General features: G+C 56.5%; 22 protein-coding genes. 11 read left to right on the top strand and 11 right to left on the bottom strand.

The genetic code is table 11. From position 1 onward, the window contains the following. Positions 1–120: 120 nt before the first annotated feature. Positions 121–447 carry a thioredoxin gene (trxA, locus tag IE102_RS02620; RefSeq protein WP_189484817.1) on the top strand — a complete coding sequence of 109 codons (327 nt, stop codon included), beginning with the start codon at positions 121–123 and terminating at the stop codon, positions 445–447. Here the strand turns inward: trxA and IE102_RS02615 are convergent. The 5 genes from IE102_RS02615 to IE102_RS02595 all read right to left on the bottom strand — a co-directional run bounded on the left by IE102_RS02615 (position 444) and on the right by IE102_RS02595 (position 6,127). Next, entirely contained in the window at positions 444–1,748 is a 1,305-nt protein-coding gene (locus IE102_RS02615) for a bifunctional folylpolyglutamate synthase/dihydrofolate synthase (RefSeq protein ID WP_189484816.1), read from the bottom strand. The genes trxA and IE102_RS02615 overlap by 4 nt on opposite strands. Before the next feature lie 657 nt (positions 1,749–2,405). Beyond that, positions 2,406–3,350: an acetyl-CoA carboxylase carboxyltransferase subunit beta gene (locus tag IE102_RS02610; RefSeq protein ID WP_189484815.1), complete on the bottom strand. Its 945-nt coding sequence runs from the start codon at positions 3,348–3,350 to the stop codon at positions 2,406–2,408. A gap of 20 nt (positions 3,351–3,370) precedes the next feature. Beyond that, positions 3,371–4,189, bottom strand: coding sequence for a tryptophan synthase subunit alpha (trpA, locus tag IE102_RS02605; RefSeq protein ID WP_189484814.1), 819 nt, complete (start codon positions 4,187–4,189; stop codon positions 3,371–3,373). Between the two features lies 1 nt (position 4,190). Continuing rightward, the gene (trpB, locus tag IE102_RS02600; protein ID WP_229807641.1) at positions 4,191–5,405 is read right to left on the bottom strand and encodes a tryptophan synthase subunit beta; all 1,215 of its coding nucleotides are present in this window, start codon (positions 5,403–5,405) and stop codon (positions 4,191–4,193) included. Positions 5,406–5,464: 59 nt separating this feature from the next. Further along, entirely contained in the window at positions 5,465–6,127 is a 663-nt protein-coding gene (locus IE102_RS02595) for a phosphoribosylanthranilate isomerase (RefSeq protein ID WP_189484812.1), read from the bottom strand. Positions 6,128–6,271: 144 nt separating this feature from the next. On the opposite strand from IE102_RS02595, the gene IE102_RS02590 reads away from it, so the two are divergent. Next, positions 6,272–7,237, top strand: coding sequence for a glucokinase (locus IE102_RS02590; protein ID WP_189484811.1), 966 nt, complete (start codon positions 6,272–6,274; stop codon positions 7,235–7,237). Positions 7,238–7,330: 93 nt separating this feature from the next. Here the strand turns inward: IE102_RS02590 and IE102_RS02585 are convergent, their stop codons facing one another. Beyond that, positions 7,331–9,016, bottom strand: a complete 1,686-nt coding sequence (locus IE102_RS02585) for an MFS transporter (protein WP_189484810.1) — start codon at positions 9,014–9,016, stop codon at positions 7,331–7,333. A 180-nt stretch (positions 9,017–9,196) separates the two neighbouring features. On the opposite strand from IE102_RS02585, the gene IE102_RS02580 reads away from it, so the two are divergent. From IE102_RS02580 to gyrB, 9 genes are all read left to right on the top strand, one after another. Beyond that, on the top strand, positions 9,197–9,448 hold the full coding sequence (locus tag IE102_RS02580; RefSeq protein WP_189484809.1) for a hypothetical protein: 252 nt from the start codon (positions 9,197–9,199) through the stop codon (positions 9,446–9,448). Positions 9,449–9,555: 107 nt separating this feature from the next. After that, positions 9,556–10,176 carry a carbonic anhydrase gene (locus IE102_RS02575; RefSeq protein ID WP_189484808.1) on the top strand — a complete coding sequence of 207 codons (621 nt, stop codon included), beginning with the start codon at positions 9,556–9,558 and terminating at the stop codon, positions 10,174–10,176. A gap of 398 nt (positions 10,177–10,574) precedes the next feature. Continuing rightward, positions 10,575–11,492, top strand: a complete 918-nt coding sequence (locus IE102_RS02570; RefSeq protein ID WP_189484807.1) for an aldo/keto reductase — start codon at positions 10,575–10,577, stop codon at positions 11,490–11,492. A gap of 146 nt (positions 11,493–11,638) precedes the next feature. Further along, a complete protein-coding gene (mutM, locus tag IE102_RS02565) occupies positions 11,639–12,520 on the top strand; it encodes a bifunctional DNA-formamidopyrimidine glycosylase/DNA-(apurinic or apyrimidinic site) lyase (RefSeq protein ID WP_189484806.1) in 882 nt (293 codons plus the stop codon). A 190-nt stretch (positions 12,521–12,710) separates the two neighbouring features. Next, positions 12,711–12,980 (top strand): 30S ribosomal protein S20, encoded by a 270-nt coding sequence (gene rpsT, locus IE102_RS02560; RefSeq protein ID WP_189484805.1) that lies wholly within the window; start codon positions 12,711–12,713, stop codon positions 12,978–12,980. A 748-nt stretch (positions 12,981–13,728) separates the two neighbouring features. Continuing rightward, positions 13,729–15,258 carry a chromosomal replication initiator protein DnaA gene (gene dnaA, locus IE102_RS02555; RefSeq protein WP_189484804.1) on the top strand — a complete coding sequence of 510 codons (1,530 nt, stop codon included), beginning with the start codon at positions 13,729–13,731 and terminating at the stop codon, positions 15,256–15,258. Between the two features lie 190 nt (positions 15,259–15,448). Then, positions 15,449–16,570, top strand: a complete 1,122-nt coding sequence (gene dnaN / locus IE102_RS02550) for a DNA polymerase III subunit beta (RefSeq protein ID WP_189484803.1) — start codon at positions 15,449–15,451, stop codon at positions 16,568–16,570. Between the two features lie 125 nt (positions 16,571–16,695). Continuing rightward, a complete protein-coding gene (gene recF, locus IE102_RS02545; RefSeq protein WP_189484802.1) occupies positions 16,696–17,796 on the top strand; it encodes a DNA replication/repair protein RecF in 1,101 nt (366 codons plus the stop codon). A gap of 14 nt (positions 17,797–17,810) precedes the next feature. Then, positions 17,811–20,252, top strand: a complete 2,442-nt coding sequence (gene gyrB / locus IE102_RS02540) for a DNA topoisomerase (ATP-hydrolyzing) subunit B (RefSeq protein WP_189484801.1) — start codon at positions 17,811–17,813, stop codon at positions 20,250–20,252. 19 nt (positions 20,253–20,271) lie between these two features. Here the strand turns inward: gyrB and IE102_RS02535 are convergent, their stop codons facing one another. From IE102_RS02535 to odhB, 5 genes are all read right to left on the bottom strand, one after another. Then, positions 20,272–20,949 carry a hypothetical protein gene (locus tag IE102_RS02535; RefSeq protein WP_189484800.1) on the bottom strand — a complete coding sequence of 226 codons (678 nt, stop codon included), beginning with the start codon at positions 20,947–20,949 and terminating at the stop codon, positions 20,272–20,274. A gap of 556 nt (positions 20,950–21,505) precedes the next feature. Further along, a complete protein-coding gene (gene lpdA, locus IE102_RS02530; RefSeq protein WP_189484799.1) occupies positions 21,506–22,912 on the bottom strand; it encodes a dihydrolipoyl dehydrogenase in 1,407 nt (468 codons plus the stop codon). A gap of 111 nt (positions 22,913–23,023) precedes the next feature. After that, positions 23,024–23,554, bottom strand: a complete 531-nt coding sequence (locus IE102_RS02525) for a hypothetical protein (RefSeq protein ID WP_189484798.1) — start codon at positions 23,552–23,554, stop codon at positions 23,024–23,026. An 84-nt stretch (positions 23,555–23,638) separates the two neighbouring features. Then, a complete protein-coding gene (locus tag IE102_RS02520) occupies positions 23,639–24,442 on the bottom strand; it encodes a hypothetical protein (RefSeq protein WP_189484797.1) in 804 nt (267 codons plus the stop codon). Positions 24,443–24,696: 254 nt separating this feature from the next. Next, a complete protein-coding gene (gene odhB, locus IE102_RS02515; RefSeq protein ID WP_189484796.1) occupies positions 24,697–26,235 on the bottom strand; it encodes a 2-oxoglutarate dehydrogenase complex dihydrolipoyllysine-residue succinyltransferase in 1,539 nt (512 codons plus the stop codon). Positions 26,236–26,290 lie beyond the last annotated feature (55 nt).

Below are 26,290 nucleotides of genomic sequence, written 5' to 3'. Positions count from 1 at the left end.
GCTTACACTTTTCGGAATGCGCTTAGTATTCACCATTGATTATTTCATAGCATTCACTACCTATGGGAATAGTTGGTCATCAATCGTAATCGGTTCGGTGACAGTTAAAGGATTAAAGTCATGGCGACTGTAAAAATTACCGATGAGACCTTTGAGAGCGATGTCTTAAAGTCCGATAAGCCGGTTCTGGTGGATTTCTGGGCGGAATGGTGCGGCCCGTGTAAGCAGATTGCGCCGATCCTTGAGGAAGTGTCAGAGGCTTACGGCGATAAGCTGGTGGTCTCCAAGATCAATATCGAAGATTCCCCGATGACGCCGTCGCGCTTTGGCGTGCGCGGTATCCCGACCATGATGCTGTTTAAGGATGGTCAGATGACCTCGATGAAGGTCGGCGCCATGCCCAAAGCTAAATTATTGGAATGGCTGGCTGAATCCGGCGTCGCTTAAGTCGGATAGGTCTCTTCCGACAGGGCTAGCACATCTCCCGCCAGATAGAGCGAACCGCAGATCAGGATGCGCACGGGTGCATCGGTTTGCACGGCTCTGACAGCGTCTAAAGGGCTTATTGCGGTGGTCTCGGTAAGCCCTTTGCTTTGGGCGGCGGCGGCCAGTGTGGCCGGATCGGTGGCGGCATCAGACGAAAACCCAACACACACGACATCAAGATCAAGCCCATCAAAGGCTGCGAAAAATTCATCGGCGTCTTTGTTATTCAGCAGCCCGCAGATCAGTTTCAGGGGCTTGGGGTCCTTGGACCCCAAGGTGTCTAAATGCGTCCGCAAAGCCTTGGCGGCATGAGGGTTGTGACCACCATCCAGCCAAAGCTCAGACGCCTTATCGGTCAGCGCGGCATGGAGCGGCCCGGCTTTGAGCGCTTGCAGTCGCCCCGGCCAGACGGCGGTTTGCAGGCCGCGATCGATGGCGTCCGATGAAAAATTAAGCGCTAACGCGGCCTTGATGGCCAATCCGGCATTATCAATCTGATGCGGGCCGGACAGGCGTGGCAGCGACAGATCCAGCAGGGCGTCGTCATCCTGAAACACCAGCCGGTCGTTTTCACGGTACGCGTCAAACCCATGCCCCATGACCGATAAGGGGCTGCGGTGTTTCAGGGCGGCGCGCTCAATAACGGTTTCGGCCTCATGGGCCTGACGGGCGCTGATCACCGGACAGTTGGGTTTGATAATGCCGGCTTTTTGTTTGGCGATGGTGGTCAGATCGTTGCCCAAAAAGGCCTGATGGTCGTAGTCGATGGGGGTGATAATGCTGAGGCGGGGGGCGGAGATAATATTGGTCGCATCCAGTATGCCGCCGAGGCCGGTTTCAAGCAGCAACAGGTCGGCGGGGCGTTCTGAAAAGGCCAGAAATGCGGCGGCAGTGGTGGCCTCAAAAAAGGTCAGGGCCTGACCGCCATTGGCGATTTCAACGCGGTTTAAGACATCGGCCAGATAGTCATTGTCGATCAGGGTGCCATTGAGGCGGATGCGCTCACAAAACCTGACCAGATGGGGAGAGGTATAGACGTGAACGCTTAAGCCTTCGGCTTCCGCCATCGCGCGCAGGAAAGCCAATGTCGATCCCTTGCCATTGGTACCCGCAACATGGACGACGGGCGGCAGTTTATCCTGCGGATTGCCGAGCGCTTCGCAGACCCGCAGCATGCGCTCCAGGGTCAGGTCAATCCGCTTGGGGTGCAGGGCTTTGAGGCGTTCTAAAGGGGCGTCAAATGGCAATAGCCGATCAGTCATATAAAACCTTGGTCTTTGGCCTCTGAGGGCGTTGGCTTCGACTTGCCGCTATTCCCATAGCGGCGGCGCTCGCCGCCTACTCATAGACTCAAATCTCAAGGTTTTATAGCGGTTTAGGCGGTTGGTTCTGTGTTATGTTGTCAAGGTCAGGGCGGCGGATCAGCCAAGCAACGGAGACGCTTATTAGTCCCAACGCTGCACACTGCAAGATTAAGAATGGCTGGATTTCTCCACCAATTAGCGGCACCAAAGCGCCTGTAGAACTGCCTAAAATTCCATGTATCACATAGCCTGTGAAGCCGTGCTTTTGCAGGAGAAGCTGTATGGGCAATCCGATTATGGTAAGTACGGCTAATATAAATAATGACGCCAGACTCGTAACTATTACATTCAAAGATAGAAAGTCACTGATCCCATGAGTTTCGGGCCAGTTTATTATAAGTTGCCATAAATTGGGGGATAGCAATACCAAAACAGAAGCTAAGATTGCTCCAATCGCGCAGCCAAGAATAGATTTAAGAAGCCGTGACCACATTTTTGACTGCATTTTGCCCCCTCCGTCACGACACTAAAGCGCCGCGCCACCTCCCCCGTAAACAGGGGAGGAGAATATTATAGAACCGCCCCCACGGTCTGCTCCCAGTTACGGGTCAAGGGTCATTGACCCTTGCGGCGGCCGCCCATCAGTATTGACATCAGCGCCGACAAGACGGCGGGCAGTTCTTCGCGGGGGACGACACGGTCGACCATGCCTTTTTCGACCAGATATTCCGAGCGCTGAAAGCCTTCGGGCAGTTTTTCGCGGATGGTGGTCTCAATGACGCGCGGGCCCGCAAAACCAATCAGCGCGCCGGGTTCGGCCAGATGAACATCACCCAACATGGCGTAGGAGGCTGTCACGCCACCGGTGGTCGGATCAGTCAGGACGACGATATAGGGTAGTTGAACGGCTTTAAGTTCCTGAATGGCCAGCGTTGTGCGCGCCAACTGCATCAGGGACAGCGTGCCTTCCTGCATACGCGCCCCACCGGACGCGGTAAAGGCGACCATTGGGCATTTGCGGGCAACGGCAGCGCGGGCCGCACAGATAAAGGCTTCCCCGGCGGCGATGCCGAGCGATCCGCCCATGAAGGTAAAGTCCTGCACCAGCACGACGCAGTCCACGCCCTGAACCTTGCCATACCCAATCGCCATGGTGTCGTCTTCGCCGGTGTTTGCACGGGCGATTTTCAGGCGTTCGGTATAGGCCTTACCGTCAGAAAAGCTCAACGGGTCTTCGAAAACTTTTGGCGATTCAATGGTTTCCCACTGCTCATCATCAAAGGTATAGCGCAGGCGCGTTTCGGCATTCAGGCGCATATGGCGGCCATTGGGCGTGACCCAAAGGGCGGCCTCCAGATCGGGGCGGTAGATCATTTCACCGGTATCGGGGTCCTTGACCCACAGATTTTCCGGCGTTTCACGCTTGGACACCAGCTTTGAGACGCCCGGTGCAATCTTGGCCAGCCAGCCGCCGCGTTCACGACGCTCGCCGCCCTTGTCACCTGATCTGACGTTCGTAGGCAATACTCTACCCTTACCCAGTTTGTCGGCAATAGCCATTTACGATAAACTCCGGACGCTTATAGCCGTGCAGTATGGACAGCGTGAGCCAAAATGGCCGCCGTTTCCAGCACTTTTGTGTTAACGGGCGCTTTTTCCGGTAAAGAATTTTTGATGGCGTCGACCAGAACTGAGCCCACAACCGACCCATCGGCGACGCGCGCGATGGCGGCGGCGGCCTCTGGCGTCTTGATACCAAAGCCCACGACGACCGGCAAACCGGACGCTTTTTGGACGCGGGCAACGGCGTCTTTGACACTGTCGGCACTGGCCGACTTGACGCCGGTGACGCCCGCGACTGAGACGTAATAGACAAAACCCTTGGTGCGTTTCACCAGCGTTTTCAGGCGGTTATCGTCTGTAGTCGGGGTCGCCAGCCGGATCAGCGCCATGTCATTGGCATCCAGCGCATCAGTCAGGCCGTCAGCTTCTTCGGGCGGGCAATCGACGACGATGACGCCGTCGGCACCGGCCTCAGAGGCGGTTTGTGCAAAGCGCGCATAGCCCATGTTTTCGACCGGGTTCATATAGCCCATCAGGATGAGCGGCGTATCCTGATCCAGTTCGCGGAACCGCTTAATCAGGTCAAACACATGGGCCATTTTGGTGCCGGATTTGAGCGAACGCTCGGCCGCCAACTGAATGGTCGGGCCTTCGGCCATCGGATCGGAGAACGGAAAGCCTAGTTCGATGATGTCGGCACCCGCCGCGGGCAGACCTTTGAGCACCTCAAACGAGGCCTCAACATCGGGGTCGCCCGCCATGATATAGGCCACAAACGCGGCTTTGTTTTCCGCCTTAAGTTTGGCGAAGCGGGCGTCAATTCTAGCTATGCTCATACTACATACCACTCATGGGCTTACCGATAGCGTTTGCCACCGTAAAGATGTCTTTGTCGCCACGGCCCGACAGGTTGAGGACGACGATCCCGCCCTTACCCACATCTTTGGCGATCTCACCCACCCGCGCCAGGGCGTGCGCGCATTCAAGGGCAGGTATGATCCCTTCAAGCCGTGAGGTGAGCTGGAAGGCTTCCAGCGCTTCGGTATCGGTCGTGCTGACATAACGGGCGCGGCCAATATCGAACAGGTGAGCGTGCTCCGGCCCGATGCCTGGGTAATCAAGGCCTGCCGAAATCGAATGGCCCTCTAAGATCTGGCCATCATCATCCTGCAGCAGATAGGTGCGGTTGCCGTGCAGAACGCCCGGACGACCGCCGGTCAGAGATGCTGCGTGACCATTATAGACATCAAGACCATGACCGGCGGCTTCGACGCCGATCAGTTTGACGTTTTCATCATCAATAAACGGGTGGAACATGCCAATGGCGTTTGACCCACCGCCGACGGCGGCGATCACCGCATCGGGCAGGCGGCCTTCCAGTTCCATGATCTGTTGCTTAGTTTCCTTACCGATCACGGTCTGGAAATCGCGCACCATCTCAGGATAGGGGTGCATACCGGCGGCGGTGCCGATCATGTAATAGGTGTCGTGGACGTTGGTCACCCAGTCGCGCAGGGCTTCGTTCATGGCGTCTTTGAGCGTGCCATTGCCTGCGGTTACAGGATTAACCGTGGCCCCCAGCAGATTCATGCGGAAGACGTTGGGCTTTTGGCGCTCAACATCAAGCGCGCCCATATAGACGACGCACGGCAAATCAAAGCGCGCGCAGACGGTGGCTGAGGCCACACCATGCTGACCGGCCCCGGTTTCGGCGATAATGCGGGTGCGGCCCATGCGTTTGGCCAGCAGGATCTGGCCGATGCAGTTATTGATTTTGTGCGCGCCGGTGTGGTTCAGCTCTTCGCGTTTGAAATAGATCTTGGCCCCGCCGTAATAGTCGGTCAGGCGCTCAGCAAAATAGAGCGGCGACGGGCGGCCCACAAAGAATTTCAGAAGGCTATGATATTCCGCCCAGAAGGTTTCGTCTTTTTTCGCGTCTTCCCACGCCTGCGTCAGTTCGAGCACGAGCGGCATGAGGGTTTCGGGCACATAAAGCCCGCCGAAATCACCAAAACGCCCCTTGGCGTCCGGCAGATTATAGCTGTTGGACAAAACAGCCGGTTCGGATAACTCAGTGGACACGGAGGCATTCCTTTATGGGTCAATCAGTTCTAAATGCCTTTTACGGCCTTAAGAAAGTTTGAGATCAGGGAGGCGTCTTTTAAGCCAGGACCGCGCTCTACACCAGAGGAAACATCCACCATGGGTGCTTTTGCGGTGATGATGGCGTCGGCCACATTCCACGGATCAAGCCCGCCGGCCAGAAACCATGGGGCCGAGCCTTTGTAGCCCTCCATCAGCGTCCAGTCGAACTTGGCTCCGACCCCACCGGGCAGGGCCGCATCTTTTGGGGGTTTGGCATCAAACAGCATGTGCGCTACCAGCGGTTCATAGGCGCGGGCGGCGGTCACATCGTCTTTTGAAGATACGCTGATGGCCTTGATCAGCGGCACATTCAGGCGGGCACGGATATCGGCGACCCGTTCCGGCGTTTCATGGCCGTGAAGCTGGATGAAATCAGGCTTAAGCTCGCGTCCAATGTGATCCAGAAGTTCATTGTCAGGGTTTACCACGACGCTGACTAAATTGACTTTGTTCGCGCGCATGGAGGCGTGTTGCCGTGCCTGCTGCATTAAGGCGTGTGCGCTGTCGATCGGCAGATGACGCGGGCTTTTACTGAAATAGATGAAGCCTAGCAGGTCCGCGTCATTATCAATAGCCGTCTGTGCGGCCATAAAGCTGTTAATGCCGCAGATTTTTGCTAATATAGTCATGAGAAGCAGATACCGCATTTTTGGCCGTATTTCGCGCTCATTTGCGGTAGCTTTTAAGATTAATCAAGACTTATCGCCTACTGTGAGCGCTAACACATAAAGAGAGTCCTAAAATGGACATAAGATACAGGGACATACAGGAACATGGTACAATCGGTACTCTTAAGTGATATCTCAAGCGGCGACTATCTGAAACTGGCTTTGGCCCGTCCGGGCGAACGTCCGGGCGCGTTCATGCACTATACGTGCTCAAGCCTTGATGAGTTTAATGCCGATATCATGGAGTTCCTGTCGGCGAACGGTAATCCGCGTCTGAGGGGGGCGGCTTTTTCGACTTCGGGCTGGGAAACCAATGGCGTGGTTGAGCTGGTGCGTTACGGGTTTCACCTGAAACGCGGAGATATCCGTAACCTTCTGGGGATTCAGCGTCTCAATATCGTCAACAATCTGGTGGCTAAGGCGCTGGCGGTGCCACAGCTTGAGCCCCATGAGCGTGAAAAGCTGTTCGGGGGCGATGCCACACCGGATCAGCCGATCGCCGTCATCGGGCCTGAGCACGGGCTGGGGGTAGCACTTCTGGTGCCGGACGGCATGGGTAACTGGACGGCCATGCCGTCTGAAGGGGGGCATACAGACCTGTCCGCAACCAACGCCGAAGAGGCGGCGGTACTGGAACTGATGGTGAAAAAGTTCGGTCACGTATCGCGCGAGCGGGCGGTGTCGATTGCCGGTCTGGCTGAAATCTGGCGCTGTCTGGCGCTGCTGGACAAGGACGATGTGCCGACGCCGCCACCCGAAGAGATTGTGGCGCGCGCCTATGCCGAAGATGAGCGTTCAAAACGCGCCATTGCCCTCGCTATGGGCTGGTATGCGGCGATGGCGGCGGATGCAGCCCTGATGATGGGCGCGCGCGGCGGGATTTACCTGTCGGGTGGGATCGGCGACCTTGTTGGCGACCTGTTTGATATTGAGGCGTTTGCGACCCGTTTTTACGATAAGGGCCGGGTGATCAGCTTCCTGAAAGGGATTCCGGTCTATCGCACCAAGGCCAGTGAGATGGAAATCTTAGGGCTTACGACCCTGTTTGACCCTGATCTTATGCCCGTTTAGAGCGTCATAGACGCTCTAAACGGTTATTTGACGCGCATTTGACGCGCATCTGAATCCAAAAACCGCGTCACACTTTTGGGATGCGCTCTCAGCCTATTCATCATCCGGGATAGTGTCCAGGTCGCGCCCCGTATAGTCCTTAAGGCACAGAAGGGCTACCACGACCGCCAATGACCCGATAATGACCGGATACCACAGGCCGAAATAAATATTGCCGGAGCCCGCCACCATCGAAAACGATATGGCAGGCAGCAGCCCTCCGAACCAGCCGGTGCCGATATTGTAGGGCAGGCTGAGCGCCGTATAACGCACATTGGTGGGGAACATCTCAACCAGCATCGACGCCATCGGCCCGTAAAGGGCGGTCGCCCCCAGCGCAAAGACCATCAGCACGGCAAATACACCCCACAGATTGGCCCGCTTCGGGTCGGCTTTCTCAGGGTAACCGGCGGCAATCAGGGCGGCCTTGATCTGAGTGGTGGCCTGAAGCTTAAGGTCGCGGACCTCAGCCGGTTCAAGACCGGCACCGGAGCGAATGGCGACCATTTCCGTGCCGATCTGCACGGTCGCGGCCACAGCACCGGGTTCAGAGGCGCGGCTTTGATAGGGCACACCCAGATTGGTCACAATCCCTTTGGCCAGATCGCAGGGGGAGGTGAACTGGGCCTTACCGACCGGGTCAAACTGCACCGAGCAATCGCGCGGGTCGGCAAAAATCAGCACCGGAGTCTTTGATATGGCCTGATCCAGCGCCGGATTGGCAAACTTTACCATCATATGAAAGCCGGGGAAGAAGCTGATCACCGCCACAGCGATACCGGTGACCATGACTTTTTTACGCCCGATCTTGTCCGACAGAGAGCCAAAGAAAATATAGAGCGGCGCGCTCAGCACGGTCATGGCCATGACCAGATAATTGATGGTGGCGGGTTCAAGCCTGACGGTCTTTTCCAGAAAAACCTGCGTGTAGAAAAAGGTGGTGTACCAGACCACACCCTGCGCGGTCATGAACGCAAACAGGGCGATCAGAACCTTTTTCAGATTGCTCCATTTGCCAAAGCTCTGGCGGAACGGGTCTTTGACGACCGCGCCCTTATCGTGCAGGGCCTTGAACGACGGGCTTTCCGCCGTCTTGGTGCGCACATAGACCGAAACCGCCAAAAGGCCGATTGAGATAATGAACGGGATGCGCCAGCCCCAGTCGGCGAACGCCTCTTCGCCGGTGAGGGTGCGCGTCACCAGAATGACCGCCAGGGCCGCAATCAGCCCAAGGCCGGCTGAGGTCTGAATCCAGCTTGTGAACGCGCCGCGCTTATCGGCGGGCGCATGTTCGGCGACATAGATGGCGGCCCCGCCATATTCCCCGCCCATGGCGATACCCTGAACGATGCGCAGGGCCATCAAAAGCAGGGGTGCGACGATCCCGGCCTGTTCAAAGGTTGGCAAAAACCCGATCAGAACGGTGGCTATACCCATGATCAGTATGGTGTATAAAAACGTGCCTTTGCGGCCTTTGCGATCGCCTATATGGCCAAAAATCAGGGCCCCCAGCGGACGCGACATAAAGCCGAGCGCAAAGGTCAGCAGCGCCAAAATCATGCCCGCCGTATCCGACAGGCCGCTGAAAAAGTTTTTGGTGATGATGCTGGTCAGGGTGCCGAAGATGAAGAAATCATACCATTCAAAGGTCGTGCCCGCTGCCGACGCCGCGACAATGGTTCTGAGTCCTGATTTTTTGCCGCCGTTTTCGGTAGTGGCAGGTGCGCTGTCATTGGCCATGTGAACGGTTTTCCCTGATTTTGTTCACCTTGTCTGGCAAACAGGCTCAGCAATGACAAGTGTTTTGTGGCAGGCGCTGTAACACCGGATGATTTCACAGAAACTTCGTGGTAATTTATCTTAAGCCGTGTAAGCTTTGCACGGATGCCAGACGGGGGTTTTGTGAACGGGGGTTTTGCGATGAAATTTCAAGCTATGACGCGCCGCGCTGAAGGGGTCGATTCCTATGCCTCGGGTAAATCCGTATCGCCGACCCAAAGCCTGATCAATGTTTTGTCGGGGATATTAAGTCTTCTTGGGGCGGTGCTGCTGATCCTGCTGCTGAAAGAAGGCTCGTTCACTAAGGCCGGGGCCTTTATGGATGTGGGTTTAACCAAAGCGGTCGAGGGGATCGCTATCGTGATCGGTTTTGTCCGCGGCCTTATCGGATAGGCACGTCATTTACCATTTTTGGGGTTGTCAGGGGTGCGGCTTGGCCTTATCTCGCCAGTACTTTCTCTCAGTGACGTAGTTTCTCTCAGTGAAAAGGACACCGCGATATGGTTGACAGCCTCATTGAAAATAACCGCCTATGGGCGCGCGAAAAAACCCGCGTCGATCCCGATTTCTTTTCGCGGTTGGTGCGCCAGCAGGCGCCGGACTATTTATGGATTGGCTGCTCGGACTCGCGCGTGCCCGCCAATGAAATCGTCAATCTCGATCCGGGTGAGCTGTTTGTTCATCGCAATGTCGCCAATCTGGCCCCGGCTCAGGACGCCAACTACCTGTCGGTGCTGCAATATGCCGTCCATGTGCTTAAGGTAAAGCATGTGCTGGTCGTTGGCCACTATGGCTGCGGCGGGGTGCGGGCCGCTATCGATTCCAAGGATCATGGCCTGATCGATCACTGGTTGTCGCCTATACGCGATGTCGCCCATAATCATCGCCATGAACTGTCAGCGTTTGACGACGATAATGCCAAGATCGACCGGCTGTGTGAGCTGAACGTCATCGCGCAGGTGCGTAATGTGTCCGTCAATCCGATCATTCACTCGGCCTGGGTGCAGGGCCATCAGGTCGCCATTCATGGCTGGGTGTACTCGATCGCCAATGGTCTGGTGACCGATATGAACGTGTCGGTGCGCAGCATGGCCGACCGTCAGCGTCTGTTCGACATCTGATTAGAGCGGAATGATTTTTAATGGAAACATTCCGCTCAAGCCGCCATTGAGGCGGCGGCCAAGGTGGCGAAGCCACCGCCCGGCGAGGGACTGAAACTAAACCAGATCATTATGTTTGACCTGAAAACATAATGATCTAAATGGCGAATAAATATGGGGCGTAACGGTTTTTCAGGTGAAAGCTGTAAATAACCCATAAAAATAGGGGCCGTGATCACGACGGCCCCGAAATCTTCAGAACTTGTTTAGCACTTTTCGATGTAATGGCCCAAAGCAGCGGATTCGTTATGTGTCGGCTGCGCCATAATATCGGGTGTTGAACAAGGCTTTATGACGCTGAAAACCTTTATATATATTGGGTTTAGTGGCCGCGCCTGCGATACGGCGGACGGTTTCCTATGACCGCAGCCCTGGGTCTTGGCTCGGCGCAGTTTGGCACCGACTACGGTATTTCCAACCCGCGCGGTCGGGTGACGGAGGATGAGGTGCGCCACATCCTGCAATATGCCGCTGACTGCAAAATCCTGCCGATTGATGTGGCGTTTTATGATGGTGATGTTGAACGAATTTTAGGCCGCTGCTGGCCATTTCCGTCACCGTTCAAGCCGCAAATCCGCACCCAAAGCCTCGATAAGGGCCTTGACTGGATCGAAGCCCGCCTCAAGCGCAGCGTCGACCATATGGGTCTGGCGCGCGCCCATGCGGCTTTGGTCGATTGCCCCGAAGATTTGATGGGTGCCGGTGGTGCTGATCTGTGGCGCCGGCTGGAAGCCTTGCGCGGCAACGGCATGATCTCCAAAATCGGCATCAGCGCCCACATTGACGATGAACCCCTGCTGTTGGCCAAGCGCTTCAAGCCCGACATCATGCAGGTGCCGGTCTCCATCCTTGATCAGCGTCTGGTCGAAGACGGCACGCTTGAGGCTCTGGCCGACATGGGGGTTGAAGTTCAGGTACGCTCGGTCTTCACCCAGGGCCTGCTATTTGTGCCGCGTGAGGGCCTGCCTGCCAGCCTGCAGCCCTTCGGGCCGCATCTGTCAAAGCTGCGCCGTATCATGGCGGAGGCCGGGACTGACCCGCTCCATGCCGCCCTGAGCTATGTCATGAACCTCAAAGGGGTCTCGACCGTGATTGTCGGCGTCACCTCAGCCGCCGAACTGCGCGCCATTGTGGCCGCCTCTGAGCGTCCCAAGCCGGACCTGCCTTGGTCAGGTTTTGCGCTCAGCGAAGACCGCATTCTTGATCCGCGCCTGTGGTTCCTGCCGGATGATGAGTTGCCGCAAAAACCAGCCTCCCACGTCATCAAAGCCGCCTAGCAGGGCCTTGGGCCCTGCACCCGGTTGACCAGAGGTTGCCAACATAAATCCGTATTCGTATATCTCTCCTCCCCTGTTTACGCGGGAGGTCGCTTAGACCAAAGGTCTAAGGTGGAGGGGGCATACGCCCTGTGCGAGGTTCTTTTATGCCCGAATTACCCGAAGTTGAAACCGTAAAGCGCGGATTAGCACCGTCTTTGGAAGGTGCCGTTCTGTCGAATGTGCGCTTGAACCGTCCGAACCTGCGTTATCCTTTCCCCGATCGTTTTGCGGAACGGGTGAACGGCGCTACGGTTACGCGACTGGAACGGCGGGCGAAATATTTGCTGGCCTATATGGATGCCGAAGATATTTGGGTAACGCATCTGGGCATGACCGGCCGGTTTCAGGTAACGCCATTAGGGGGCAATGCCGCCAAGGCGCTAGATGGTAATTACTACCATTCAGTCGATACGAATACTAAACACCTGCATATGTCGGTGGTGGCTACCAAAGGCGACCAAATCCATCTTATCGATTATTACGACCCGCGCCGGTTTGGGTTTATGCTGCTGCTGACGCCCGATGAGCTTAGCGCCTCGAAATGGTTTCAGGGGTTGGGAGTTGAGCCGCTGGATGCGGCACTGAACGCAGATTTTCTGATGGCGCAATTTGCGGGCCGCGCGGCCAATCTCAAGACGCTGCTGATGGCGCAGGGGCTGATTGCGGGCCTTGGCAATATCTATGTCTGTGAGGCGCTGTACCGAGCCCGCCTGAGCCCCGACATGGCCGGACGTGGCCTGGCCCCAGTTGGTGCTGAGCGTCTGTCGGCGGCGATTAAATCGGTGATTGCTGAGGCTATAGCGGCGGGCGGGTCATCGATCAGCGATTTTGCCGCGACATCGGGTGAACTCGGCTATTTTCAGCACCGCTTCAAGGTCTATGACCGCAAGGGTCAGCCGTGCCTGACGGAAGGGTGCGCGGGCGTAATCGAGCGCAAAGTCCACACTGGCCGCTCCACCTTTTTTTGTTCGACTTGTCAGAAATGACGACGCTGTGCCGCAAGGCGTATCGGCGGGTCGCCCTGCGACCTGTCCACATGGGGAAAATTCCCAAATTACGTTATTGACCTTAAGCTGGCGTTCGGTTATATCCCGCCCCTCTTGAAATTCTTGTCTTTGAGGGCCGCGTGGCGGCTTTTGCAGGCATTTCGTTTACTCTCGTCCCCAAAGGTGATGAATGGCTAATAATCCCGGCGCCAAGAAGGCGATCCGCAAGATCGCCCGCCGCACTGAAGTTAACAAGGCGCGTCGTTCGCGCGTGCGTACCTTCGTTCGTAAGTTCGAAGAGGCCCTGAGTGCGGGCGACGTGGCTGTGGCCAAGACCGCTTTTGTCGAAGCGCAATCCGAGCTGATGCGTGCGGTCTCTAAGGGCGTGGTTCATAAGAACACCGGCGCCCGTAAGGTGTCGCGTCTGGCGGCAGCCCTGAAGAAGCTGGCGGTTGCCTAATTAAAGATCTGCCGGTGCGGGGTCTATCCCTGATGCGGGCGGTCACTGCTGATTAAGCCTTTCCAGAAGGGCCCGACCGCTTATGCACGGGCCCTTTTGTTATGGCTGATGGGTGTCATTTCAACGCTATTGTGATCTCAGTTTTTCACTTTGTGAGGTGTCGTTAAACCTTCCGAAGACGGTAAACTGCGTGCGTAAAAACCACTCGGAAAGACCGAAAAATAAATCGTAAAATATTTATTAAATTCTCTTTGCGAGCGAATAGGTTACCGGAGTCAACAGAAAATTCCGCACCGCCATGCAAATAGATTCGTTGACCGAGGCGCTGGCTTGATTAAGTTGTAGGTCTCTTCACCCTTTCCATCCCAACACGGATGAATTGGACACTGCGCGAGCTATGCTCACACGGTGGGAGAGAACCTGTCTCTGGTGTACGGGGCGTTTGCGGTTTTCAGGTCAATATCTGGGGCGCAAACTCACAAAGCCTTGAACCCGAAGCCGGAGGCCTTGCGAACCTTTAATCTCTGCGGCGGGAGGCAAACGGCCCGACCGGTGCGAAGGTTCGTGTAATCGGGGACTGGCTCTAAGATGACCGGCATGAGGCGCCTTAAGGATTGGGGGCGCCTTAAGATAGGTTGAGCCGGAAAATGTTTGTGCGGACGGCGGGTCCGGGTATGTGGCGTGACTTGAATTCAGGGTGGTAGAGTTGAGTGTTGGTTTGGGGAATATTGATCGGGGCGATAATAAAATGCCAGGTTTAAACAACTGGTCGCCGATCCTGCCTGAAACGGTATGGTCCAAAGTGGCGTCGGCGCTTCGCCAGGAATTGGGCGACGGGCCTTATAATTCTTATGTGGCGCCCTCAGCGCTTAAGGTCACTATCGACGGTGATCCGGTTCTGGTGACGCCGACCGTGTATGCGCGTGACTGGTTTCAGCGTAACGCCCTGCGTCGTATTCATGAGTTATGGGCGCAGTTTGATCCGGAGGGCCGGGTGCTTGATCTGCAATCGCGCATTGATTATGACACAGCTGAGCGTCAGCGTCAGGCCCAGAAGGCTTTGTCGGAAACCTTAGACGTGGCGAAATCGGCAGGCCGTTCAGAGGCCGACGTGCCTTTGTCGTCGGTGAAAACCAACGATCCGGCGATTGTGGCCGATACCGGTGTCGCAAAGCCAGTTGAGCTGTCAGGTCTCGAAGCTGCCCAGGCTCAAGCCAGAGCTGATCTCAACCGCATTGCCGGTTTGCAGGATCGCCTGACCTTTGAAACCTTTGTCGCGGGCCGCGGCAATGAATTTGCCTATACCATGTCGCGTCAGGTGGCGGGTTGGGGCGATGGTCATTTTAATCCGGTGTTTTTTCATGGCCCCTACGGCTACGGTAAGACCCACCTTCTGAACGCGATCGCCTGGGAGGCCAAGGTGCGCCGCCCGGACGCCAAGATCGTCTATCTGACAGCGGAAAAGTTCACCAATACCTTCGTCAAGGCGGTGATGGATCGCTCACAGAGTGTCTTCAAGGAAGAAATCCGCAGTGCCGACCTGTTGCTGATCGATGATGTCCATTTCATCGGTGGCAAGACCTCTTCGCAGGAAGAGCTGTTCCATACCCTGACGGCGCTGATCGAAAAGAACCGTCGCGTCGTGTTTACCGCCGATCGTCCGCCCACTCAGCTTACGGAAATCGAGGCGCGGCTAAGATCACACTTGTCATCCGGTCTCGTCTGTGCTTTGGACGTGGCCGATCAGGCCTTGAGAATAGGCATCATCGAGCGCAAGCTCGAACAACTGTCGCGTCGTCTGGGATTGTCCCGGATGCCGCATGTCGACGTATTACAATTTATAGCAGACAGCGTACCCGGTTCCATTCGTGAACTCGAAGGGGCGGTGAATACGCTTGCCGCTTCGGCAGGTGCGCGTCTGGGGAGTTTGACTTTGGACGAAGCTATGGCCCTGTTGCAACCGAACCTTAAGGTTTCCGTTGAGCGCCGTGTAACTGTTGATGAGATTCAAAAGCTGACGGCTGATCATTTCAGCCTGAAACAGGCCGACCTGTTGTCGGAGCGCCGCACGCGCAGCGTCGCCCGTCCGCGTCAGGTGGCTATGTGGCTGTGTAAGCAGCACACCACCCGTTCTTATCCTGATATTGGCCGTCGCTTTGGCGGGCGGGATCATACTACCGTTCTTCATGCGGTTAAAAAGATTGAGGAACTGCTGCAATCGGACGAACAGATCGCCCGCGACGTAGAAGCCCTGACCCGTAAGTTGCGCAGCAACTAATCCGGCTAAAACGTGGATTTAAATTAAGGGGTGCGGGGTCTTATGACCCCGCATCTTTTTTTACTTAAACGATTAAAAGATATGGGGTCTCAGACCCCAAACCCCATTTACAGGGCGTGGTTTGCACACTAATCTCCGCCCTCCTTGTTAAGCCGGTAACAGACCGGCAGGGTAATTTTGGGACGTCAAGATGCAATTGATCATCGAGCGGGGCGCGCTTTTAAAGGCTTTGGGTCACGTACAAAACGTGGTGGAACGCCGCAATACGATCCCCATTCTGTCCAATGTGCTGTTGTCTGCCGAAGGCTCTCAGGTGTCGTTTTCAGCGACCGACCTGGACATGGAAATTGTCGATGTCGCCGAAGCCATTGTCTCCATTCCGGGGCAGATCACTGCTCCGGCTCACACCCTTTATGAAATCGTGCGCAAACTGCCGGAAGGCGCTGATGTCGAGCTGAAGTTTGCTTCCGGCGAAGACCCGCGCCTGACCGTATCGGCCGGCCGGTCGCGCTTTGCCCTGCCGGTGCTGCCGGCTGGTGATTTTCCGGTTATGTCCGGCGACCACGAAGGCGTGACCTTTCAGGTCTTAAAAGAAGACCTTAAGCGCCTGATCGATAAGACCCGCTTTGCGGTGTCGACCGAAGAAACCCGCTATTATCTCAATGGCCTTTATTTGCACACCCTGACCGAAGAGGGTTCCGGCTATCTGCGCGCGGTCGCCACCGACGGTCACCGTCTGGCCCTGGCGGAAATGCCGGCTCCCGATGGCTCCATGGGTGGCCCCGGCGTGATCGTGCCGCGCAAGACCATCGATCAGGCCCGTCGTCTTCTGGATGATGGTTCCGGTTCGGTCGAAGTGACCGTCAGCCCCGCCAAGATCCGTTTCAATTTCGGTCAGGCGGCCTTGACGTCCAAGATCATCGACGGTTCGTTCCCAGACTATGGCCGCGTGATCCCCAAGAACAACGAAAAGATCATGCGCGTCGATTCCGGCGTCCTGTCCAAGGCCGTTGACCGGGTGTCGACGATCTCGGCTGAAAAAAGCCGCTCGGTTAAGCTGGCCATTGAGCCCGGTCGTCTGACGCTGACTGTGCGCAATATCGAAGCCGGTCAGGCCGTCGAAGAGGCCGAAATCGACTATGACAATGATGCTATCGAAATTGGCTTTAATGCCCGTTATATCCTTGATGTCATGGGTCAGATCACCGGCGATGTGGTTGAGCTGCGCCTGAATGATGCATCGTCTCCGACCTTGGTTATTGATCCGGCTGATCAGGGCGTACAATACGTTTTGATGCCCCTAAGAGTCTAGCGGTTAAAAGTCCCTCGCTGACGCTCGGTGTACATTTTAACCGATCCAATAAGGTCAAATCAAAGCTAGGGGCTGCCCTTCGCTTTGATTTGGCTTTTTGGGTTTAGTGGGATAGGTATCCGGCTGTGAAAACCTATATCCACCGCCTGTCCCTGACCGATTTCCGATCCTATACGTCGCTGGATTTTGATCTGGCAGGACGCAGCGCCTATCTGTTTGGGCCGAATGGGGCAGGCAAAACCAACCTCCTTGAAGCCATCAGTGTTTTAAGTCCGGGACGGGGCTTGCGCGGGGCCGCTCTGGCTGATCTGGGCCGTAAGAACCCGGACGAGGCTAAGGGCCGTCCGTGGGGGGTGGCCGCACGCCTGCTCAGCGAAGACGATGACATCAACATCGGCACCGGCTCTGACCCGCGCGACCTCAATAAACGTGGAGTGCGGCTGGATGGCCAGAATGTCTCTGCGGCGCGCCTGCTGGATCATTTGCGGCTGGTATGGCTGACGCCTGCGCAGGACCGCATCTTCCTTGAGGCCCGCGCCGAGCGGTTACGCTTTTTCGACCGGCTGGTGTTTGCCGATGAGCCCGCCCACGCCAGTGTCGTTAATGCCTATGAGAAAGCCTTGCGCGAACGCCTGAAGCTGCTCGTCCACGGCCCCGCCGATGACGGCTGGCTGAGTGTGCTGGAGCAGCGTCTAACTGAGTCTGGTGCGCGCATGATCGCGTCACGACAGCGTGCCATGATCGCCCTTCAGGCTGAGATCGAAGACCACCATGGCGCTTTCCCGAAGGCTGATCTGGCCCTGCTGGGGGCTGATAATCCTGATGATCTGCTGGACGGTTATCGCCGGGCCCGCGCCAGAGATGCCGCTGCCGGACGCTCGCTGTTCGGGCCGCACCGCATGGATCTCAGCGTCTTTCATCGTGACAAAAATCGCACGGCGTCGGACTGTTCGACGGGTGAGCAAAAGGCGCTGGTGCTCAATATGATTTTGGCCCAAGGCTCACGTCTGTCACGGCGCTCTGATCTGCCCAATCCGGTGCTGTTGCTGGACGAAGTTGCCGCCCACTTAGACCCCGTCCGCAGGGCGGCTTTGTTTGACGAAACCACCCATTTAAGGCTACAAACACTGTTTACGGGAACGGATGAAAATCTGTTTGACGCCTTACGCGGGCGCGCCCTTGGTGTCCGCATAGATGGCGGGCAACTCACGGAATTTGTTGATTAAAGTTTGGAAAAATCATGAGCGACGAACCTATCGATCCTACCCTCGCCGAAGGTGAAGAACCGATGGCTGCGGAATACGGCGCTGATTCGATTAAGGTGCTCAAAGGTCTGGACGCCGTGCGTAAGCGTCCGGGCATGTATATCGGTGATACGGACGATGGTTCGGGCCTGCATCACATGGTCTACGAAGTGGTCGACAACGCGATTGATGAGGCCTTGGCGGGCCATGCCACCCGCGTCGAAGTGATCCTGAATGCCGATGGGTCGTGTACGGTCACCGACGATGGTCGCGGCGTGCCGGTCGACATCCACGAAGGCGAAGGCGTGTCGGCGGCTGAGGTCATCATGACCGAACTGCACGCTGGCGGTAAGTTCGATCAGAACTCCTATAAGGTCTCCGGCGGTCTGCACGGCGTCGGCGTGTCGGTGGTGAACGCGCTGTCGGATTATCTTGATCTGACCATATATCGTCAGGGCAAGAAGCACGAAGTGCGCTTTGAGCGCGGCGTGACCGTCAGTCCGCTGAAAGTCACCGGTGAGGCGCCTCTGCGTGAAAACGGCAAGGACTATACCGGCACCGAAGTGACATTTTTTCCGTCGCTGACGACCTTTGCGTTCATCGAATTTGACCGCAAAACACTGGAGCACCGTCTGCGCGAACTGGCGTTCCTGAACTCCGGTGTCCACATCCGTTTTGCCGACCTGCGCGAAGCCGAACCCTACGACATCATCCTGCATTATGACGGCGGTATCGTTGAGTTCGTCAGGCACCTTGATAAGGCCAAGTCACCGATCATCAAGGCGCCGGTTTCTGTGCGCGGTAAGCGTGATAAGGTCGAGCTCGATCTGGCCCTGCAATGGAACGACAGCTACCACGAAACCATGCTGTGCTTTACCAACAACATCCCGCAGCGCGACGGCGGCACCCATCTGGCGGCGTTCCGCGGGGCACTGACGCGGGTGATGACGGCCTATATGGAATCGTCAGGTGCTGCCAAAAAAGAAAAGATCACGGTTACCGGCGAAGACGCCCGCGAAGGCCTGACCTGCGTACTGTCGGTTAAGGTGCCGGACCCCAAGTTTTCATCGCAAACCAAGGACAAGCTGGTCTCCTCTGAGGTGCGTCCGGCGGTTGAAGGCTTGGTTTACGATAAGCTGACCCAGTGGTTTGAAGAAAACCCGGTCGAGGCCAAGCAAATCGTCTCCAAGATCATCGAAGCCGCCTCGGCCCGCGAAGCCGCCCGCAAAGCCCGCGATTTGACCCGCCGTAAGTCGGCGCTCGATATCTCGTCCCTGCCCGGTAAGCTGGCCGACTGTCAGGAACGCGATCCGGCCAAGTCTGAGATTTTCATCGTCGAAGGTGACTCCGCCGGGGGTTCGGCCAAACAAGCCCGTAACCGCGAAAATCAGGCCATCCTGCCCCTGCGCGGTAAGGTCTTGAACGTCGAGCGCGCGCGCTTCGATAAGATGCTGTCGTCCGAGCAGATCGGCACCCTGATTGTGGCCTTGGGGGCTGGCATCGGCCGCGACGACTTTAATATCGAAAAGCTGCGCTACCACAAGATCATCATCATGACCGATGCTGATGTCGATGGCGCGCACATCCGCACGCTGCTTTTGACCTTCTTCTATCGCCAGATGCCCGAAGTCATCCGCAACGGTTACCTCTATATCGCCCAGCCGCCGCTCTATAAGGTCGCCAAGGGTAAGTCGTCGCGCTACCTCAAGGACGACACGGAACTGGACGCCTTCCTGATCGAAGAGGGTGTGCAGGACGCGACCTTGGAACTGCGCAATGGTGAGCGTGTCATGGGACTTGATCTCGAAGAACAGGTCCGTACCGCCAAATCGTTCAAACAAAGCGTCGATCGTCTGTCATCGCGCGCCCCGGCCTTTGCCATCGAACAGGCGGCCTTGTCGGGCCTGTTTGGCGCGAACCCGGATATGGCGCAGGCCGCAATCCGCCTTGATCGCCGCAACGAAGACGGTGATGGTCCGTGGTCAGTCGTGATCGGCGAAGGGGGCGGTTATGTCTTTTCGCGTATCCGGCGTGGTGTGACGGAGCGGGTCGTGCTGGACGAGGCTATGATGCACTCAGCCGATGCGCGCCGCCTGTCTGAGCGGGCCGATGCGATTGGCGACCTCTATACTGAGGCGTCTATTTTCCGCCGTAAGGATAAGGTTACCGACATTCGCGGGCCGCTTGATCTGGTGGCGGCGGTGCTGGATGCGGGCCGTAAGGGCCTGTCGATCCAGCGCTATAAAGGCCTTGGGGAAATGAATGCCGAGCAGTTGTGGGAAACCACGCTCGACAAAGACGTGCGCACATTGCTTCGGGTCGATGCCGAAAACCCTGATCTGGCCGATGATATGTTCAGCCGCCTGATGGGTGATCTGGTCGAACCGCGCCGCGAGTTCATTCAGGAAAACGCCCTCGACGCCGAGGTGGATGCCTAGCAGGGGCGCGGCCCGTGCCTTATCCAGTTGGGCTGCTTCCTAAGCCGCCTAGGCCATGTCCACGAATTTCATTCCATACGGCACGAGCCATTTTCATGTGATTTGGTGATAAGGCTCTGGCTATGACATACGGTGGAACTTGATACTCATGCGAAAGTTGCATAACAGACTTTCCGCTTGCAATATCTGAGGCCCGAAACTCAAATGGGTAAAGCAATTCAATAGCAGCAATTTCTGCTAAATGTTCGGACTGGGTTTCTGACATTACCTTGTTTATGCCGCTATAGCCATTTTCCTTAATTAATTCATCAAGTGTGAAGCAGCCGTCAGGGTTCCAGTCTTCTTTTTCGTCTATCCCTAAATGAACAATTTCTTTTAAAGTTATAAACCTGTGCCAATATAAATTAATGTCTTTGTTGGCATCTTGATATTCGCGTACGAAAACATTTGCAGTTCCGTCTTCGTAGCGCTCCATCATACCCCGAATATGCTGAGCCTCGAAATCAACAAGTTCTTTCCGAATTTTAAGGCCATATTTTTGTTCTACGGCCCATTGAACATCTTCGATAGATACGGGAATTTTATCCGGGGAGATAACGTAAGTTCGAACAAACTCTTGAATGTCCCGAACCTTTCTAAACGCATACTCTAATTTTTCAGAATAGACCCAGCTAGTCCCATGAGATGCGTCAGTCATTTAGTCACTCCAAAAGAAAAGGCTCTAGCGATTAGCCAGAGCCTTCAACCGTTATTTGGAGGTAGCCATACTTCAGATTCTTGTCAAGTATTCGCTCGACGGGAATCCTCAAAGTTTAACGCCTTGATCTTACCAGCAGAACGTGCGGCATATAGCGCATTAACCTCGGAACAAACTTGCTCCGAAACGGCCTCATCTAAATTGCGGACATAAAATTTTACGTCCACCAATCCTTGCTTCGCTAGATCTTTAAAGTGACTAGCGAGTGTCATGCATTCAGTCATATCTAACTCGCCTCCTTTTTTGACGTTAACCATTAGAACCTTGTCATAGCAATTTGCTATAGCTACGTTAATATACGTTTAAATCGTGTTATTTCAATGACGCGCTAGCGCACTAACATAAAAAAACTGTATGTCAACTTTTATGACGCGCTATCACTCATGATAAGTGCAGATTTTATATCCGTCTAGGTAGGCGGGGAAATATTTTTTTAATTATAGTTAACGCACTCAAAAGTACACTGAGTGAAACGAAGGACTTTTGAGTGAGGTCTTTACGCCTGCATCGTCCAGCCTTCGACGCCCATAGCTGCCTGCTTAACGGCCTCAGAGCGGGTCGGATGCGGATGGCAGGTGCGCGCCAGATCTTCGGACGCGCCGCCAAAGGCCATCAACACGCACGCTTCGCCGATCATTTCCCCGGCCTGCGGACCAAGGATATGCACGCCGTAGACCTTATCGGTCTTGGCATCGGCGAGGAACTTCACGAAGCCGTCGGTCTCATGGTTGATCTTGGCGCGGCTGTTGGCCATGAACGGGAACTTGCCGGTTTTATATTGCACACCCGCGGCCTTAAGCTGGTCTTCGGTCTTACCTACCCACGCCACTTCGGGGAAGGTGTAGACGACCGACGGCACCAGATCATAATCGACGTGACCGGCCTTACCGGCGATCAGTTCGATGACGGCGACCGCGTCTTCTTCGGCCTTGTGGGCCAGCATCGGGCCGTGGATCACGTCACCGATGGCCCACACGCCGGGTGCGGAGGTCTTGAAATGATCCGTGGCGATAAAGCCGCGCTGATCGGGCGTGATGCCGACGGTATCAAGCCCCAGACCGGCGGTGAACGGACGGCGACCGATAGCCACCAGAACCACATCGGCTTCGAGGGTTTCGGCATTGCCACCGGCGGCGGCCTCTAAGGTCAGGCTGACGCCAGACTTACCGGTCTTGGCCGAAGTGACCTTGGTGCCGAGCTTAAAGGCAAAGCCCTGCTTGGTCAGGATTTTCTGGAACTGGGTGGCGACTTCGGTGTCCATACCCGGCGTGATGCGGTCGAGGAATTCGACCACGGTCACCTTGGCACCCAGACGACGCCAGACCGAGCCGAGTTCAAGACCGATGATGCCGGCACCGACGACGACGAGGTGCTTGGGCACCGCCGGCAGCGACAGCGCGCCGGTGGAATCGACGATCTGCTTTTGGTCAACCGTGACACCCGGCAGCGGGGTCGGCTCAGAGCCGGTGGCGATGACGATGTGCTTGGTGGTCAGTTGCTCGACCTTGCCGTCAGCGGCGGTGACCGAAACCTTACCGGCCCCTTCGATTTTGCCGAAGCCCACAAAGTAGGTGACCTTGTTCTTCTTCATCAGGAATTCGACGCCCTTGGTCAGGGCGTTGACGCTGTCCTGCTTGGCCTTCATCATCTGGATGAGGTTGAGCTTGGGGGCCGGGACTTCGATGCCGATATGGGCAAATTCACCTGATGCGGCTTCGAACAGTTCTGAGGCGTGCAGCAGAGCCTTTGAGGGCATGCAGCCGACGTTCAGGCAGGTACCGCCCAGTACGCCGCGCGATTCCACGATCGCCGCTTTCAGCCCCAGTTGTCCGGCGCGCACCGCCGCATTGTAGCCGCCCGGCCCGCCGCCGATGATGACTACGTCAAAGTTCGTGTCCGCCATGATAGCTGCCTTTTTTCATATCAAATGGTATCCTTGACCTAGGAGCCTAAGCCCCATGGGTCAAGCCTGTTGGCAGGAAAATCGCATGTTTTTTAGGGGACGCGCCGACAATCAGAACGGGCGGCGGTTAACGGGCCGCAGACGGGCCATCGCCATGATAAACCCTAAGCCCAGCGCCACCAAGGTCAGCACATAGCGCGGGTCCCAGCCCGACAGGATTTCAAGCACCTTATCGAATATACCGGCCCCCGCTTCGCCCTTGGTCAGATAGGTCAGGACGACATCGGCGATAAATCCCAGGCCATAAGCAAAGGCGGCGCGCAAATTGCCATTGGCGAACAAAAACGCGGCGATGACATATAGCGCCACGACCGACGCCCACAGCCAGATTACCGGCTGATTGTCGGTCTCTATGGCCTCAAGCGCCGTGCGTCCCTGAATGGATTCAGCCAGCGGCGGGGCATAAGGATCGCGGACGGGGGCCATACTGTAGCCGCCGCGATAGTCGATGTCATCGGCGGCGCGCGACGACACAAACGGCTCATCGGGCTGCCCCAAAACCTTGGCCTGAATGACCGGCCAGCTAATCCAGACCGTATAGGCCAGCACCAGTGCTGCGATAAACCAGCGCAGAATTTTCATGGCCGCATCCATTAGAGCCCCCTCCGGATCATCTGAAATCTGCGCGATATTAGCCTATTAACTATAACTTGCCCACAGGGATTGTTAAGGGATAGGGCTATCCGTCGCGACCGGGGTGATCTGAGCGATGGGATCGTCTTTCAGCGTGTTCAGCCGACCCAGATTGGCGGCGGCAAAGGCTGAGACCTTATTGAAATAGTCGCGCCCGCCGCACGCTGCAGGGCCATAGCGCAGAGCCTCGGTATGGATAGTCCGGGCGGTGGCCTTGACCTCAGCCAGCTTTTCCGGCGTCAGATGTGAGACTGAGGCGGCATCTACCCTTTGGGCCTTTTTCATTTGCTCAGAGATTTTGGCATACATGGCGCAGGACTGCGCTGCGTAGACCATATAACGGTTCAGCACGGTCTCTTCGCTGAAACGATAGTCTTCGGGACGGAAGGTGTTATCGTTGAGATCATAAGCGCCGAAATTGAGCGTTGAGACAGCGCCGGTCGTGTCGCTGATCAGGGTTGTGCCGCCCATCAGCCGCATATGTTGCGGTTTTCTGCCAAAGACACGGGCCATCATGATCCAGAAATCGGGCTGCCCCAGAAGCGCATCTTCGTCGCCTTTGAGGGCAATATTGTCTTTTTTGTAGACAAATTCATTGAGAAAGTCCTGAAACACGCCCTGCACCTTGGCCCGCTGGGTGGGGCTGAGGGTGGCAGGTTCGCGTCCCAATTCGAGGGCCAGGCCATAGGCCAGAACATATTCCGGCTTAAGCTCCGCTGCCTGATCCAGCAGTTGCGGCATGGGTGCGGTCATGGCCAGGTCCAGATGCGGCTGGGCACGGCGTGAGGCCACCGTGTTATATTGACCACCTTTGGATTTGGCGGCGGCTTCAGCCATGGGTGCCCACAGGGAGGTCAGTATTATCAGTGCGCTGAATAATTTTATGGCGCTATTCACTGTCCGGTGTGGCGTCCGCCCCGTTTGTGTTTCCCCGTGCGTGCGTGGTCGTCCCATCTGCGTTTCCCCGTCTCATATTATTATTGGGGTGACGATAGCGCTAACAGATTAAGTGCGCCACTCAAAATCTTTCGCCTAAAACGAAAAAGGCCGCTCCGTAAGGAGCGGCCTTTTGTGATCAATGTAAACTGATCCTAGACGTCGAGGATAAAGCGCTGCGGGTCTTCGAGGCCTTCCTTGATGCGCACCAGGAAGGTCACGGCTTCCTTGCCGTCAACGATGCGGTGATCGTAGGACAGGGCCAGATACATCATCGGACGGGCAACAATCTGACCGTTCACGACCATCGGGCGCTGGACGATGTTGTGCATCCCTAAGATACCGACCTGCGGCATGTTGAGGATCGGGGTCGACATCAGCGAGCCGTAGATACCGCCGTTGGTGATGGTAAACGTCCCGCCCTGAAGCTGATCCAGTGACAGGGTGCCGTCACGGGCTTGCTTACCCAGACCGGCGATACCCTTTTCAATACCGGCCAGAGACAACTGATCGACATCGCGCAGAACCGGCACCACAAGGCCTTTATCGGTGCCGACGGCAACGCCGAGGTCATAGTGGTTCTTATAGATGATGTCGGTGCCGTCGATTTCAGCGTTAACCGCCGGAATGTCTTTCAGGGCCGCAACCACGGCCTTGGCAAAGAACGACATGAAACCGAGTTTCACACCGTGACGCTTTTCAAAGGCATCCTTATAGGTGTTGCGCAGGTTCATGACGGTCGACATGTCGACTTCGTTGAAGGTGGTCAACTGAGCGGCGGTCGATTGCGACTCTTTCAGGCGGCGGGCGATCGTCTGACGCAGGCGCGTCATCTTTACGCGCTCTTCGCGGGCGGCGGCCGGACGCGGAGCTGCCGGGGCCGAAGGCGTTGGCGCCAAAGCGACGGGTGTCGGAGCGGGCGATGACAGGGCCGCGAGCGCGTCGCCCTTGGTGATGCGACCGTCTTTGCCGGTGCCGGCAATGGCGGAGGTGTCGAGGTTGTTTTCGGTCGTGATGCGCTGCACCGACGGGGACAGATGCTGAGACGCGGCGGGGGCAGCCGCAGCCGCGACTGGGGCCGGAGCCGGAGCCGGTGCGGCAGCCGTTGAACCGGCAGAGGCACCGGCGGCGATTTTAGCGATGACCTGACCCGGCGTGACGGTGGCACCATCAGCGGCCACGATTTCAGCCAGTACGCCGTCTGCCGGTGAGGCGACTTCGACGGCGACCTTATCGGTTTCGATCTCAACCAGAACTTCGTCCTTTTTGACGGCGTCACCGGCTTTTTTTAGCCAGGTGCCGATAGCGCCTTCGGCTACGGATTCACCCATGACCGGGGTTTTGACCTCGACCAGATTACCCGAAGCGGGGGACGAAGCGGCGGGTGCCGGTGCTGGTGATGCGACGGGAGCAGGAGTTGGGGCTGGGGCTGCCGCTGGCGCCGGAGCGGCGGGGGCACCGGCAGCACCAATGCGGCCAAGGATAGTGCCGGGGACAACGGTGTCGCCTTCGCCGACCAGAATTTCCGACAAAGTACCGTCAGCGGGGGCGGCAACTTCGAGGGAGACCTTATCGGTTTCCAACTCGACCAGGACTTCGTCCTTTTTGACAGCATCGCCGGGCTTTTTGGTCCAGCGGGCGATGGTGGCTTCGGCAACAGATTCGCCCAGAACGGGGGTTAAGATATCAGCCATGAGGTTTCAGGCTCCGATTTTGAATTTTGAAAAATGCGTGTGGGGAAAGGCGCTC

The organism is Asticcacaulis endophyticus (assembly GCF_014652575.1).
Classification (GTDB): Bacteria; Pseudomonadota; Alphaproteobacteria; order Caulobacterales; family Caulobacteraceae; genus Asticcacaulis; species Asticcacaulis endophyticus.
The sequence above is the reverse complement of the archived record's forward strand: the minus strand, read 5'-3'. Positions and strand labels throughout refer to the sequence as shown.

Bases quoted from the DNA above. Each gene is read 5' to 3' on its own strand.
- rpsT (WP_189484805.1), top strand. From the start codon at position 12,711: ATGGCTAATAATCCCGGCGCCAAGAAGGCGATCCGCAAGATCGCCCGC.
- IE102_RS02575 (WP_189484808.1), top strand. From the start codon at position 9,556: ATGGTTGACAGCCTCATTGAAAATAACCGCCTATGGGCGCGCGAAAAA.
- IE102_RS02610 (WP_189484815.1), bottom strand. From the start codon at position 3,350: ATGGCTATTGCCGACAAACTGGGTAAGGGTAGAGTATTGCCTACGAAC.
- dnaN (WP_189484803.1), top strand. From the start codon at position 15,449: ATGCAATTGATCATCGAGCGGGGCGCGCTTTTAAAGGCTTTGGGTCAC.
- trpA (WP_189484814.1), bottom strand. From the start codon at position 4,189: ATGAGCATAGCTAGAATTGACGCCCGCTTCGCCAAACTTAAGGCGGAA.
- IE102_RS02615 (WP_189484816.1), bottom strand. From the start codon at position 1,748: ATGACTGATCGGCTATTGCCATTTGACGCCCCTTTAGAACGCCTCAAA.
- IE102_RS02585 (WP_189484810.1), bottom strand. From the start codon at position 9,016: ATGGCCAATGACAGCGCACCTGCCACTACCGAAAACGGCGGCAAAAAA.
- IE102_RS02535 (WP_189484800.1), bottom strand. From the start codon at position 20,949: ATGACTGACGCATCTCATGGGACTAGCTGGGTCTATTCTGAAAAATTA.
- IE102_RS02520 (WP_189484797.1), bottom strand. From the start codon at position 24,442: ATGGCTGAAGCCGCCGCCAAATCCAAAGGTGGTCAATATAACACGGTG.
- dnaA (WP_189484804.1), top strand. From the start codon at position 13,729: ATGCCAGGTTTAAACAACTGGTCGCCGATCCTGCCTGAAACGGTATGG.
- IE102_RS02570 (WP_189484807.1), top strand. From the start codon at position 10,575: ATGACCGCAGCCCTGGGTCTTGGCTCGGCGCAGTTTGGCACCGACTAC.
- trxA (WP_189484817.1), top strand. From the start codon at position 121: ATGGCGACTGTAAAAATTACCGATGAGACCTTTGAGAGCGATGTCTTA.
- IE102_RS02590 (WP_189484811.1), top strand. From the start codon at position 6,272: ATGGTACAATCGGTACTCTTAAGTGATATCTCAAGCGGCGACTATCTG.
- lpdA (WP_189484799.1), bottom strand. From the start codon at position 22,912: ATGGCGGACACGAACTTTGACGTAGTCATCATCGGCGGCGGGCCGGGC.
- IE102_RS02595 (WP_189484812.1), bottom strand. From the start codon at position 6,127: ATGACTATATTAGCAAAAATCTGCGGCATTAACAGCTTTATGGCCGCA.
- IE102_RS02580 (WP_189484809.1), top strand. From the start codon at position 9,197: ATGAAATTTCAAGCTATGACGCGCCGCGCTGAAGGGGTCGATTCCTAT.
- mutM (WP_189484806.1), top strand. From the start codon at position 11,639: ATGCCCGAATTACCCGAAGTTGAAACCGTAAAGCGCGGATTAGCACCG.
- IE102_RS02525 (WP_189484798.1), bottom strand. From the start codon at position 23,554: ATGAAAATTCTGCGCTGGTTTATCGCAGCACTGGTGCTGGCCTATACG.
- odhB (WP_189484796.1), bottom strand. From the start codon at position 26,235: ATGGCTGATATCTTAACCCCCGTTCTGGGCGAATCTGTTGCCGAAGCC.
- gyrB (WP_189484801.1), top strand. From the start codon at position 17,811: ATGAGCGACGAACCTATCGATCCTACCCTCGCCGAAGGTGAAGAACCG.